Origin of the sequence: Pseudovibrio sp. M1P-2-3, from assembly GCF_031501865.1 — a bacterium.
Lineage (GTDB): Bacteria > Pseudomonadota > Alphaproteobacteria > Rhizobiales > Stappiaceae > Pseudovibrio > Pseudovibrio corallicola.
On record NZ_JARRCW010000001.1, the window covers coordinates 3734352 to 3747675 of the forward strand.

The 13324-nt window shown below is 52.1% G+C and carries 12 protein-coding genes; 5 read left to right on the forward strand and 7 right to left on the reverse strand.

Translation table 11 applies throughout. The features are described 5' to 3' along the window. Positions 1-55: 55 nt before the first annotated feature. Positions 56-1468 carry a class II fumarate hydratase gene (fumC, locus tag P6574_RS16390; RefSeq protein WP_310621330.1) on the reverse strand — a complete coding sequence of 471 codons (1413 nt, stop codon included), beginning with the start codon at positions 1466-1468 and terminating at the stop codon, positions 56-58. Between the two features lie 139 nt (positions 1469-1607). Here fumC and P6574_RS16395 point away from each other — a divergent pair, with 139 nt between their 5' ends. Together P6574_RS16395 and P6574_RS16400 are read left to right on the forward strand one after the other, a co-directional pair. Further along, positions 1608-2717, forward strand: a complete 1110-nt coding sequence (locus P6574_RS16395) for an AAA family ATPase (RefSeq protein WP_310621331.1) — start codon at positions 1608-1610, stop codon at positions 2715-2717. A gap of 14 nt (positions 2718-2731) precedes the next feature. Continuing rightward, entirely contained in the window at positions 2732-3718 is a 987-nt protein-coding gene (locus P6574_RS16400; protein WP_310621332.1) for an EamA family transporter, read from the forward strand. A gap of 145 nt (positions 3719-3863) precedes the next feature. Here P6574_RS16400 and P6574_RS16405 read toward each other — a convergent pair whose 3' ends face one another. The 6 genes from P6574_RS16405 to P6574_RS16430 all read right to left on the reverse strand — a co-directional run bounded on the left by P6574_RS16405 (position 3864) and on the right by P6574_RS16430 (position 8188). Beyond that, a complete protein-coding gene (locus tag P6574_RS16405; protein ID WP_310621333.1) occupies positions 3864-4907 on the reverse strand; it encodes a Tim44 domain-containing protein in 1044 nt (347 codons plus the stop codon). A 113-nt stretch (positions 4908-5020) separates the two neighbouring features. Further along, positions 5021-5452 carry a DUF1284 domain-containing protein gene (locus tag P6574_RS16410; protein ID WP_310621334.1) on the reverse strand — a complete coding sequence of 144 codons (432 nt, stop codon included), beginning with the start codon at positions 5450-5452 and terminating at the stop codon, positions 5021-5023. Further along, positions 5449-6684, reverse strand: a complete 1236-nt coding sequence (locus P6574_RS16415; RefSeq protein ID WP_310621335.1) for a CCA tRNA nucleotidyltransferase — start codon at positions 6682-6684, stop codon at positions 5449-5451. Before P6574_RS16415 ends, P6574_RS16410 begins: the two co-directional genes overlap by 4 nt. Before the next feature lie 6 nt (positions 6685-6690). Beyond that, positions 6691-6954 carry a DUF6111 family protein gene (locus P6574_RS16420; protein ID WP_310621336.1) on the reverse strand — a complete coding sequence of 88 codons (264 nt, stop codon included), beginning with the start codon at positions 6952-6954 and terminating at the stop codon, positions 6691-6693. Then, positions 6951-7616 carry a CoA pyrophosphatase gene (locus P6574_RS16425; protein WP_310621337.1) on the reverse strand — a complete coding sequence of 222 codons (666 nt, stop codon included), beginning with the start codon at positions 7614-7616 and terminating at the stop codon, positions 6951-6953. Before P6574_RS16425 ends, P6574_RS16420 begins: the two co-directional genes overlap by 4 nt. 5 nt (positions 7617-7621) lie before the next feature. Then, positions 7622-8188 (reverse strand): DUF1285 domain-containing protein, encoded by a 567-nt coding sequence (locus tag P6574_RS16430; protein ID WP_405048157.1) that lies wholly within the window; start codon positions 8186-8188, stop codon positions 7622-7624. A gap of 346 nt (positions 8189-8534) precedes the next feature. Between P6574_RS16430 and P6574_RS16435 the strand changes: the two genes are divergently transcribed. The 3 genes from P6574_RS16435 to P6574_RS16445 are packed head-to-tail and all read left to right on the forward strand — an operon-like array spanning position 8535 to position 13322. Further along, the gene (locus P6574_RS16435; protein WP_310621339.1) at positions 8535-9548 is read left to right on the forward strand and encodes an AAA family ATPase; all 1014 of its coding nucleotides are present in this window, start codon (positions 8535-8537) and stop codon (positions 9546-9548) included. A 28-nt stretch (positions 9549-9576) separates the two neighbouring features. After that, positions 9577-10506, forward strand: a complete 930-nt coding sequence (locus tag P6574_RS16440; RefSeq protein WP_310621340.1) for a DUF58 domain-containing protein — start codon at positions 9577-9579, stop codon at positions 10504-10506. Beyond that, complete coding sequence (locus P6574_RS16445; protein WP_310621341.1) at positions 10503-13322, forward strand: DUF4159 domain-containing protein; 2820 nt, start codon at positions 10503-10505, stop codon at positions 13320-13322. The genes P6574_RS16440 and P6574_RS16445 overlap by 4 nt, the downstream gene beginning before the upstream one ends. The last annotated feature ends 2 nt before the right edge of the window (positions 13323-13324 follow it).

Below are 13324 nucleotides of genomic sequence, written 5' to 3' on the forward strand. Positions count from 1 at the left end.
GCCAATGAGCCGGGGTCCAAACAAACCAACAACTGTGCAATAATGCCGTTTGGTATTACCTAGGCCCGATCATCTCATCTGGCCTCACGACTTCATCGAACTCTTTTTCCGTGACATAGCCAAGGCGTAGGGCTTCTTCTCGTAGGGTTGTGCCGTTTTTGTGGGCGGTTTTGGCGATTTCAGTTGCTTTGTCGTAGCCGATTTTAGGGGCAAGGGCGGTGACCAGCATGAGGGAGCGTTCAAGCAGCTCTTCGATACGCCCCTCATTAGCTTTGATGCCCGCCACGCAGCGCTCGGAAAAGCTCATCATGCCATCAGAGAGCAGCCGGATGGACTGCAGACAATTATAGGCAATAACGGGCTTGAACACGTTGAGCTCAAAATGCCCGTTACTTCCGGCGATGGACACAGTGGTCTGGTTGCCCATCACCTGCGCGCAAATCATAGTCATGGCTTCGCATTGGGTGGGGTTCACCTTGCCCGGCATGATAGAGGACCCCGGTTCGTTTTCCGGCAGGCTCAGCTCTCCAAGGCCCGAACGGGGGCCTGAGCCTAAAAAGCGGATATCATTGGCAACCTTCATCAGGGAAACCGCCAGCGTATTCAGCGCACCGTGGGCAAAAACACAGGCATCATGGGAGGCAAGGGCCTCGAATTTGTTACCAGCACTGATAAAGGGAAGGCCGGTTATGTCTGCCACCTTCTCAGCAAATCTATCAGCAAAGGCCGGAGTTGAGTTGAGGCCGGTTCCAACTGCCGTTCCTCCTTGAGCGAGACGGTAGAGCCCCACCAGCCCCTGCTCTACCCGCTCCCGTCCCAGCTCCAGCTGCGCTACATAACCGGAAAATTCCTGAGACAATGACAGGGGGGTAGCATCTTGCGTGTGTGTACGCCCGATTTTGATGATACCGGCAAACTCATCACATTTCTTGGCAAGGGTTTCGGTGAGATGATCCAGCGCTGGTAATAGGCTGGCGTGAATTTCCCGAACTGCTGCAATGTGCATGGCGGTTGGAAAGGTGTCGTTGGACGATTGGCCCATGTTGACGTGGTCATTAGGGTGGACCGGCGTTTTACTGCCGATCTCTCCGCCTAAAAGCTCAATTGCCCGATTGGAGATCACCTCATTGGCATTCATGTTGGATTGGGTGCCCGAACCCGTCTGCCACACGACCAGTGGGAAGTCCCCATCAAAATCACCGGAGGCAACTTCCTCCGCAGCTTGTTTGATGGCGTCGGCCAGCCTGACATCCAGCCATCCCTCTTCCAAATTAACACCTGCCGCCGCAAGTTTCACAATGCCGAGCGCATGCACCAGAGGCAGTGGCATGTGCTCATCCCCAATAGGGAAGTTTATCAAGGAACGTGCGGTCTGCGCACCCCAGTACTTATCTGCTGGAACAGCGAGTTTTCCAAAACTGTCGGATTCGAGGCGCTCATCCGGAGCTGGAGATTTTTTCTCATTCATGGCAACACCTTTCAACACGACACAAACTGGCTCGCATTTATTTTGCGTGAAAATCATTCTATAAATTATGGACACTCAAAAGGATGTGAGAATCTTTTTCTTCAAACTTACCCAACCACACAAAAGTGATTGATGATAGATGGCCCTTCCCCCCCTCTCCGCCATTGGCATAGATAATTACCGCTCTGTTCGCTCGCTATTTATGAATATTGGGGCGCTGAACGTGTTTGTGGGAAAAAATGGTACGGGAAAGACCAACCTTTACCGAGCCTTGGAACTTTTACAACAGGCCGCACGAGGGCGCGTTACCCGCGCTATCGCAGAGGAAGGCGGCGTTGAAAGTGTCATGTGGGCTGGAGAACGGCGGGTGCGTGAAAAGCCCCAGATACGCCTGCGGGCAACTCTTGGGGATCTCACATACAAAATTACGATTGGCCTTCCACAAGCCACAGAGGCCGCATTGCCGCTGGAAAGCATGGTGAAGGAAGAGGAACTGCTGTTGAATGCGGGCCGCAGGAATGTCCCTCTTATGCAACGCAAAGGGCCAAGTATATTCTTGCGAGCCAAAGACGGGGAACGCCTGACCTATGACAACGAGGTTCTCAGTTCCGAAACTGCCCTCTATCATATTCGCGATGGAGCCCGGTTCCCCGAGCTTGACATGGTTCGCCATGCTTTGAGCGACTGGCGCTTTTTTCATGGATTTAGAAGTGACAGCTCTTCTCCCCTGCGCCGCCCCAGTTTGAATGTGACAACTCCCACACTGTCCTCAAACGGGCATGATCTGGCAGCCGTATTTGCTACTCTTACTCATATTAAGGCAGACGCCCATGATCTTTATGAAGCCGTGGAAGATGCCTTTCCCGGCACCAGACTTCTTGTGGAGGCAGATGGAACGGACTGCCGGTTTTCCTTAAAAACCGAAGACTTCCGGCGCGCCTTCCCCGCCCATGAGCTATCTGAGGGCACCTTACAGTATCTTGCCTTGCTGGGCGGTCTTCTGTCCTACCGACTACCCGCTTTTGTGGCCCTGAACGAGCCTGAGAGCAGCCTTCATCCTGATTTACTGGAGCCGCTGGCGAAAGTTATCGCCAAAGCCAGCGAGCGGACGCAGATCTGGATCGTTACTCACTCACAGATACTAGCTGATCATCTGGAAACTTATGCAGGTGCCACTCCCCGCCAAATTCACAGGGAGGATGGCGCAACAGCAATTGAAGGTTTAAAGATAACCGGCGAGTTTTGTTAGCAGGAATTTACTCAATGAATACTAAAGGAATGCTGATCTGCGCACTTGCCATGCTCAGCTGGTCTACCCTTATTGTCGTCACCAAGGGTATTTTGTTGGCTCAGAATCTGGATCCGTGGATTTTTACCGTGATCCAGATGGCCGCAGGTGGAATTTTCCTGATCATGATTGGTGGGCGTGCCAATGGGGCTTTGGCCAGCATGCGCAGCGGTTATACTTGGCTCTATGGGGGCCTGCGGGTCTTCTCTGCCTGTAGTTACTCCGCAGCCCTGTTATACGTTAGTGCCGCCAATGCTGGTTTCTTTACGTTTCTTGCCATTCCTTTTTCGGCAATTGCCACGGCTTTGTTGTTTTCCCGCTGGCCCACACGGGGGGAACTCCCCGGCCACCTATCCATTGTGTTGGGGACAGCTGCACTCATCGCTGCACTGGATGGAACCTATAGCAATCCGGCTGTCTACCTGATGGTGGCCAGCGAGCTAGGAGTTGCGCTGGCCACCATTGTGGCCGAGTTACACCCAAGCAACCAAAGCAACACTCCCAGACAAACCGCATCATTGAGCGGTGTTATGCTGCTTTCAAGTGCAACTGTTATGCTGGTAATGCTCACCCTTGCCTCTCTTTATACCGGAGACACAAATCCGCAAGACATCATGAGCGCCAGCTCCCTGCAAGAGAGTTTTCTTCCCAGACTGGAATTGGCCCATATCTGGAATCCGCATATGTGGCTCTTTGCAACTCTGGTTGGTCTGACATTTCGCGGAATGAGCATGTATTTTTCCTTGCAGGCAATTTCGTTGGTCGGAGGGCAAAACTACTTAGCAACCGCTGCCATATTGCCTTTTATGTCTCTAATTTTGGAAAGTATGGGGCATACCTTGGGCTGGATGCCGGAGAGCACTACAACCAATATGGCTGTTGTGGCTGGAGCCGTTATGGCTATAGGGTCGTTAATGCTACTCTTCTCCCGCCGCCATATAGGCAAGGTGGCAAAGACCTAAAAAGGTGTACCTGTTCATAAGTCCGCGAAAGCTATCCCGCGTGATGGGTATCTGCTTTCAAAGAAGTTCAGAGAGAAACGAAATACGGTACGAGACAATAAAAAAGGGGCGATAACCGCCCCTTCTTCTTTTGATGGAATTCGTTTTAGCCTTGCTGGATTGCAGAGAGTTTCCATTGCTCATTGCCAGAGCGAATGAAGGTCCACAGCTCGGTACGCTCTTCAGCAACTTCCGCGTTGCCCTCAACCACTTTATTAGTGGCACGCTCGCGCATTGCATCAATGGAAGAGTAACGCATTGCCAAGGTAGCATAATCACTGCCATTCTCATGCCAGCTCTCAGAGAGATCTCCTTGCAGCAGCTTCACATCGCGCACTTCATTCACAAGTCCCTTGGAAGCGGCCTGTCCCAGTTCCTCGGCAAAAAAGCCCATGATCTCTGGAGTGGTGAGTTCGCGAATGGCACTGTAGTCTTCGCTGGCATACGCCTTCCAGACTTTGGCAAGCATTGCCTCGAAGTGGTCGAAGTCCTCACCAGTGATCCCGATCTGATCATCAGCAGCGCTTGCGAACACAGGCTCTTCCTGTACGGACGCACTAGAAGACTCGTGAGTTCCACCACCCACGTTCGGCATGGAAAACCCGCGTCCACTATCGGGCCCTGACGGGGCATCCCCTGCATTAGAAAAGTTGAAAGGCGCGCTTTGCTGCGGGGCGTGACCACCGGCATGCACACCAGCTGCTTGTGTTTGTTGACGGGAGCGCAAAAAGCGCATCAAGAGCATAATAGCGCCGCCAATGAGCAAGCCCTGAACCAGCATGCCAAACAGACCTGCCATCCCGCCAAAACCGGAGCCAAACAACATTCCGATGAGGCCGCCAAGCGCAAGGCCGCCTAGCATGGAACCTAAGAACCCACCACCAAACAGGCCTTTTTTCTGCGGAGCGGCCGCAGCTGCGCCAGCAGGATTTGCCTTGTTCGTTTGGGTGTTCGGTGTCATTGAACGCTGAACAGGTGCTGAGGTATTGGGTGCGGTGTTTGTAGCCTTTGGTGCAGAAAACGTTTTAGAGCCCCTGCTGCCAAAGCTCATTCCCCGTTTCGCCTCGGCAAGCTCCGCTGTCACGAAAACAAGCGCAATGGCCACGATAAACATGGGTACGATACGGCGCAGGGCCGATAGTTTCTTCATTTTTGTTTTCCCCTAAGCGCTTCATCATGGGAACAATTGTTCCTCAAAACGAGCGCGCAAAACATAATTTGCCTGCTTATATGGGTATATCACGGCAAAATTAAAGAGATGATCTATAGATCATCAACAAGATGGGTTTTGTTAAACCCGTCAGCGGCGATCGAGTTACACAAAGGAGCCCAATTACACCCTGCACAGGCTGCATGGCGCGTGTCAGCTGCAAAGTTTTTGCGTAGCTGTGTCACATCGCTAGCGCTAAGTAAAAATTTATGTCCTACTTCCAACGCGCGCCCCAGAACCAAGCCAACACTGGCAAGTGCCTTTTCATCACGCGTGCACACACTGGAATTAAGGCAATGCTCTCCCTCTGGTAGACCTTCTAGCGGGGCACAGATATCATCGGGCCCGTGCACAATCTCAACTTCCTCTCCAGCGTTAATCCGCAGCACCAACGCTCGATGGTTCTCTGTAAAGTCCCGAGTGTAACCTTTGCCAATAAAGGTCAAAATGCACAGAAGATGGTGGGCACGAAGTTGGACGCTCACATCCCCTCCCGCCCGTTCCTTTGGCTCACCAGAGTGCGGGCATAATTCAAAAGCTCCTGATGGCGTGACTGGTAATCGTTGGCAGCCCACTCCTGTTTTACTTTGGCCAAAGCTTCCCCAATTAAAGGACCCGGCGCAAACCCCAGCGCAATTAAATCTCCACCCGATACGGGGAAATCCGGTATCTGCCAGTTTTCAACAAAAGCGAGTGTACTTTCCCAATTCAAAGGAAACTCATCTTGTAGTATTGTAGCCCAATAAAGGAACACAGCATCTTGCACCACTGAGCGCGGTTTATTAACCAACGCAGCTTTTAAGGCTGCTTCATCAAGGCCATTTTGAAGAAACTCATCTAGAAGACTTAATGCAAACCGGGAGGCTTTCACTTGCGCATTGGATAGCCTGAGCCTTGGAAAAGGTTTTCCCTTTATCAGACTGGTCAGGCGCACTTGGGCGCCTTTTGTCGCGGGCATCTTGCGGCCCATACGCTCCAAGGACAAGAAAAGCGCAAGCTCCACATCCCCGCCCAGTGCACAGGAAAGAATACCGCTTTTGTGCATTTCTATCAGACAATCTTTAGCGCGGGGCGATGGCAGCAGCCGCCAGATCTCTTTTGTCACCCGTTCGGCAGAAAGGGACGCAAGACCTTCCTTTTCCGCAATACAGGCAGCTAAAGACTGCGGATCAAACACCCCTTCCCCATAAGTTCCAAAAAACCTGAAGAACCGCAGGATCCGTAGATAATCTTCTTTAATGCGAGTCCGCGCGTCACCGATAAAGCGCAGCCTTCGTCCAAGGCAGTCTTCAAGCCCGCCCAGCGGGTCGAACAGCTCGCCTTCGCGATCCACATAAAGGGCGTTCATGGTAAAGTCCCGCCGCTGGGCATCGCGGACCCAATCTTTGCCAAAGTACACAGTGGCGTGGCGACCATGTGTTTCCACATCCTCGCGCAGGCTTGTCACTTCATAGGGGTGTCCATCACTGATAATCGTCAGGGTTCCGTGGTCAATCCCCGTGGGGATGACCTTTAAACCAGCAGCTTTCGCCCGCTCTAATGTGGTGAGAGGCAGGGCGGTGCAGGCAATATCGATATCATCGACAGGTTCGCCAAGCAGGGCATTGCGAACAGGCCCCCCCACAACGCGGGCGCGGTCGCCGTCCTGCTCCAGAACATCAAAAAGACCCTGCAGCCCAGCACAGTGCAACCAGTCGGCATTTTTTAAAAGTGTCATCTATATTTACTTGTTGTAGCCACCTCGGACCAGTTCTCCATCAACAATCTGGGCAGGCCGATATTGAGAGCCTTGCGGGGCCTTACCCCAAATAGCCAGACTGGAGAAACTAACGACCACTAAAAACAGGCCGCAAATTGCAAGCCACGCTATTGGACCATCACGAAAATGGGCGTTCTCCTCGGCTTTTTTTCCAATATAGAGCCATATAGCATACCCGATAAACGGAATAAGGAACAGCAGCGCGTGGGTGAGTAACATTCGTATCATGGAGTATACACTTTATTGTAGATGCTCCGCAAAATGCCGGCGGTCACACCAAAAATATAATGGCCTTCGTAGGGCATGGCATAAAAATGTACGCGTTTACCGCCATAGACCTTCGATTCTTCCCTGTGATTATAGGGATTCATCAAAAAAGATAGTGGAACCTCAAAGCTTTCCTCCACCTCTTGAGGGTTTAAAGTCAAATCAACAGGAGAAGGCACAGTGGCAATTACAGGTGTCACGCTGTAGCCCGTTGCTGTCATATAGGGACCCAGCGCACCAACTGTTGTAACGCGGGATAAATCCAGTCCCACTTCCTCATTGGCTTCACGCAGTGCTGCATCGACCGGCCCGTCGTCTTCCTCGTCCACCTTACCTCCGGGGAGCGAAATCTGGCCTGCATGGGCGCGAAGATGGGCGGTGCGCAGGGTAAACAAAACACTGGCTCCCTCCTCGCGCTCGATAACCAGCATCAAAACAGCGGCGTTTTTCAAGCGGGACGGATCGGCAAACATATCCTTATAAGTCGGATTAAGGAGGTAATCTCCGCTTGGCTGTATAGCCCGCCGAGTTTGCAGGACTGTTCTGACCCTGCCCACGAACGTATCTCTCGTGATTTCACCAGTCTGCGAAGAAGCTGCTATTGCCGTCCCGGTTCTATTCAAAGGCTCTACCCTAAACTGCTTAGCGGCTCTGCTGGAAAGAATTGGCCATGACTGCACACGCCCAAGTACGGCTCTCCGTCCACATCCTGTTCTACCAGATGATCACTCAGCTCGAAAATTACGGGACGAGACAGTAAGGCATCCAACCGTCCGCGCACACGCACATATGGCTTGAACCCGTGTGTTGTCTCTTCCCGTTCGAAACGAAGTGGATTATCTGGACCTACTTCTACAACATCACCTGTATTTGTGCGCAGCGTCAAGACAGAGCTACCCAGTTTCTCACTCCAGTCCATCTCCACTGCCAGAAACGGTGCATCTTCAACCTGCAGACCAATTTTCTCAACAGGAGTTACAAGGTAGTATTTGCCATCCTCCTCCCGTTTTAAAACACTGGCGAAGAGCTTAACCAGCGCCTCGCGCGAAATTGGTGTGCCCATGTAAAACCAGTTTCCATTTCGCTTGATCTGCATATCCAGATCCCCGCAAAAAGGCGGATCCCATTTGTCGATAGGCGGCAAGCCTCGCTGGTCTCCGGCTCGTTCCATCAACGCTTTAAGACCTGCTGGCATGGTTGCAGTGGGAGATTGTTCCTTTTGCTTTGTCACGAATACTGTTCCATCTCTTTTCTTGGCGCGGGGACCACGCGCATTCGGTTTTCTTCAGGGTCTTTCAAACTATCGGCTTTTCAAGCTAAACCGATTTTACAGAAGAACACAGCAGTTCCAAGTGATCCCTTTATTCTAATAGTTTTCCGTTATGCCCCCGAAAACAGAGGGAATAAAAACGCTCGCCTCTTCCATAACATAGGAACCACACGACTCCTTACCAAGTCCCTTGAGGGCCAAAGGGCTATCACAGAGCCTGAAGTTTAAGGTGTTTTCGCAAGGCGTTCACGCATAAAAGGACTGGCAGACCATGAACACCACGAGCCCCAGCCCCACGGAAAACCCCGAGGACGTTTTGCGAGAGGCTGAAGCGGCAATCGACAAGCTGGCAAAGGCCAGCGAAGAAATATCCCGTGTCATTTTCGGACAAAAAACCGTTATTGAGCACGTTCTAACAACCATTCTTGCTGGCGGTCACGGGCTGCTTGTGGGTGTTCCCGGGCTTGCGAAAACAAAACTGGTAGAAACCTTGGGCACCGTGATTGGACTGGAAAAGCGCCGCATCCAGTTTACACCAGACCTCATGCCCTCCGATATTCTAGGCTCCGAAGTTCTGGAGGAAGCCGCAGACGGCAGCCGTTCCTTCCGTTTTCTCCCTGGCCCGGTGTTTACCCAGCTTCTAATGGCAGATGAGATCAACCGCGCCAGTCCGCGAACCCAATCCGCCTTGCTGCAAGCTATGCAGGAATATCATGTAACCATTGCAGGCCACCGGCATAATTTGCCTGCCCCCTTCCATGTTCTGGCAACTCAAAATCCATTGGAACAAGAAGGAACCTACCCTCTGCCCGAAGCTCAGCTTGACCGGTTTTTGATGCAGATTGATGTCCAGTATCCTGATATCGAGGCAGAACGGCTCATTTTGGCAGAAACAACCGGCGCACAGCAAACAAGCGTTCAGCAAATTCTCTCGCCCGAAGAACTCTTAGGAATTCAAAACCTTGTGCGCCACATTCCTGTTGGAGACATGGTCATGGAGAAAATCCTGTCCCTTGTCCGCTCTGCCAGACCAGGCGAGAGAGAAACGCCTGAACACATTGGAAAGTGTATAGCGTGGGGTCCGGGCCCCCGGGCCAGTCAGGCGCTTATGATGACAGCCCGCGCCCGTGCACTTGTGGATGGCCGATTATCCCCGAGCATTGATGACATTCTGGCATTGGCCGAGCCCGTTCTTCAGCATCGCATGGCGTTAAGCTTTTCTGCACGCGCTGAAGGAAAGAGGCTCCCGCAACTTTTGGGGCAGATTAAAGATCACATTGCCTGATTGAACAAGAGCTAGGCGGGAGTACCCATTGTTTTTTTCCAGTGCCAAACAAGAGCAAACCAGCAATAGCGATGTAAACCAGCTATCGGTTCAGGCCCGCACGCTGGCAGAAGCCCTGCCGGAGCTGCTTGTTGAGGCCCAGAATCTTGCCAATACAGTTGCCGCAGGCTGGCATGGCCGAAAAAAGGCTGGCTTGGGGGAAACCTTCTGGCAGTTTCGCCCTTTTTACAAAGGAGAGCCAGCAAAACGCATCGATTGGCGCCGCTCTGCCCGCGATAATCATCTTTATGTGCGAGAGAGGGAGTGGGAGGCCTCTCATACTCTGTGGCTATGGGCAGACCTATCCCGTTCCATGACCTATCAAAGTACGCTCGCTTCCACAACAAAACGGGATAGGGCTCTTCTTCTGCTTCTTGCATTGGCCAACCTGCTGGCAGAGGGCGGCGAACGGGTGGGACTTCTGGGTATGACATCCGCCAAAGCAGGTAGGGCGGCAGCCCAAAAGCTGGCAGAAACCCTTGCTGGATCTCAATCAACCACAAGCTTTCCCCCATGGGCACAGTTAAAACGTTTCTCTGAAGTCATATTGTTCTCTGACTTGTTCGACGAGAAGTCCCTTATTGAGCAATGGGTGATTTCGGCTGCAGCAAGCGGAGCCAAGGGACATTTGGTGCAAATTATCGACCCCATTGAAGAAACATTTCCATTCACAGGGCGCGCCGAATTCTCAGACCCGGAGAAGGACTTCACCATTACAGCCGGACGAGCGGAAGAGTGGAAACAACAGTATCTACAAGTACTGGCAAGCCACAGGGATTTTCTGGAGACCATCACGACCCGCTCTGGGTGGAGCTTTTCCATTCATCACAGTGACCGCCCGGCGCAGGAGGCCTTGCTGACGCTCTATTCCCGATTATCCAACTCCCCAATGACCAATGTTGGAGGCACCCCCTTTTGACAGGATTACTTTCATCCATTGCCTTCACAAATATCTGGGTTCTTTGGGCTCTTCTTTCCCTGCCTGCCATCTGGTGGCTTTTGCGCCTGACCCCGCCGCCGCCTCAAACAGTTCTCTTTGCCCCCATCAAACTTCTAGCGGCCATCCAGCATAAAGAAGAAACACCACATCACAGCCCCTGGTGGCTGATTTTAATACGTTTACTGATTGCATCGCTTATCATTTTTTCTTTGTCCGGCCCAATCTGGAAGCCACTTTCCCCGTTTGGGAGCACCGAAGGGGTCCGCTGGATTGTTCTGGATAATGGATGGGACGCAGCTCCTGCATGGGAAAAGCAGATACGCCTTGCAATCACCTTAATCAATGAGGCCGGTGAAGCAGGGCAACCGGTTCTACTGGTATCGACTGCAGATGGCCCAACCCAATCAATGAGCACTGACAGCGCAACAAAAACCCTAGAGAAATTACGGGCTCTGGAGCCACGAAGTTGGGCAGCTGATCGGGTACAGCTCCTTTCTGGTCTGGCAGACGTCTCCAGCACAGTTCCTCCCAGTGAAATTTTCTGGCTCAGTTCTCTCATTGGCGAAGACGTTAACCCCAACGCGTTTCAAGAGGCCCTACAGGACATAGCTCCCCAAAGCAAAATTACGATTTTCAATGATCCTTATAATTTGCAGGCCTTAAATGGCATTGTGAACAGTTCCAAGGCCATGGAAGTCTCTATTGAAAGGCTGTTTCCTGACACCGAAGACAACTTGAATATTCTGGCTCAAGATTCGAAAGGAAGAGTAATTGCCCAAGCCTCCGCAAACTTCAAAAACGGAGAAAAATTAGGCTGGGCCTCTTTTAACCTACCCACAGAATTGCGTAATGACATTGTACAACTCAATATCTCAGGCGTGCAAACAGCGGGTGCTGCTTTTTTGATAGATGATCGTTGGCAACGACAAAAGGTGGGCATTGTATCAAGTTCATCCTCAACAAGAGGCCAGCCTCTTCTCTCCCCTACCCATTTTTTGAAACATGCTCTAGAGCCAACCTCCGATTTGCCACAGTCCCGCAATAAGGACATTGCTCAAGTCATCCCGGATTACCTTAACAAGGGAGTGTCTACCCTCATTCTCGCTGATGTGGGCCGTCTTCCCACCCCAACAAAAGCGCGGCTTGAGGAGTGGATAGAAGCTGGCGGTACACTTGTGCGATTTGCGGGACCGAGGTTGGCGGCAGGTTCAGATGACCTCATCCCTGTTCGCCTCAGGCAAGGAGATAGGAGCCTCGGGGGTAGTTTATCCTGGGAAAAGCCTCAATTATTACATAGCTTTTCGCCAGAGGGCCTCTTCAATTCCTTATCTATTCCTCCGGATATCAGCGTCTCCCGACAAGTACTGGCGGAACCCACTGCAGACCTTCAGCGTCAAACCTTGGCTTCCTTGGAGGACGGAACTCCATTGGTAACAGCTCGCCGGATGGGGCGTGGCCAGCTCATATTATTCCATGTCACAGCAGATACCACCTGGTCGAACCTTCCACTTTCCGGTACTTTTGTGGAGATGCTGAATGCAATTGTAACCAGCAGTCATAACCCACGCCCCACATCCCAGAAGGTCCTAGAAAATGAAGACGCAGGCTCACGGCAGCTGGCGCCTTTCAAGAGCCTCAACGGGTTTGGCCACCTCACCCCACCTCCCATTTCTGCCCGCGCAATCTTAGAAGCGGAATTCTCAAAAACTCGAGCTACACGGAAAACTCCCGCAGGACTGTACGGAACACAGACAGCTTTCCGTGCTTTGAACCTTCTGTCTGACGGGCAAGGCCTCATACCGCTGGGTTTTCTAAATCTGGAGGGGCAAGTGGTACGGCCCTACCCGTCCGGCACACCTTTTGACTTGAAGGGGCCCCTTCTGGTTGTTGCTTTCCTTCTGGCCATTTTGGATAGCATTCTGGTCCTTTTCATCATAGGGAGGCCCACTCGCCCCCGCTTTTTGCGAGGCATGAAACAAAAGACGGTTCTGTTGATAGCCTTATGTATCCTCAGTGCAGGACTTGAAGATGCATGGGCACAAGGAGACCTGCGAGCACTCGATGCCACATTGGACACGCGCCTTGCCTACATTAAAACTGGTATCAAAAGTATAGATGACACGAGCCGCGCCGGCCTGTTCGGCCTGTCCCGCATGCTTTCCAGCCGTACTGCTCTGGAGCCCAAAGCTCCGGTTTCTATTGACTTATCCAAGGATGAGTTGGCCTTTTATCCTCTGATCTACTGGCCAGTTGCCCCGCATATGCCAACTCCTTCACAAGAGACCATTTCACGCCTTGATGCCTATATGAGTAACGGCGGAACGGTCCTTTTCGATACACGGGATCAATATAAATCTCCCATCAGCGGAGCGGCTTCCACTGAGGAAAAGCGTAAACTCCAGGACATTTTAAGCTCACTAAACCTGCCCCCTCTGGAGCCAGTGCCGGAAGACCATGTTCTGACGAAGACATTTTATATCCTCAACACCTTTCCCGGTCGTTATGCCGATGGCCCACTCTGGGTTCAGGCAAACACGGGTTCCCAGAGCAACGGCAGTCGGCCAGTGCGGTCCGGCGATGGTGTAAGCCCCCTGTTGATTACCAGCAATGACCTTGCAGCAGCTTGGGCCATTCATCCAGATGGAAGCTATATCTATCCCACAATTCCTGCGGACCCCATGCAAAGGGAGTTTTCCTATAGGGTTGGTATTAACATTCTCATGTACACGATGACTGGCAACTACAAAGCCGACCAAGTTCATATTCCTGCTCTACTCGAGCGTTTGGGACAATAAAG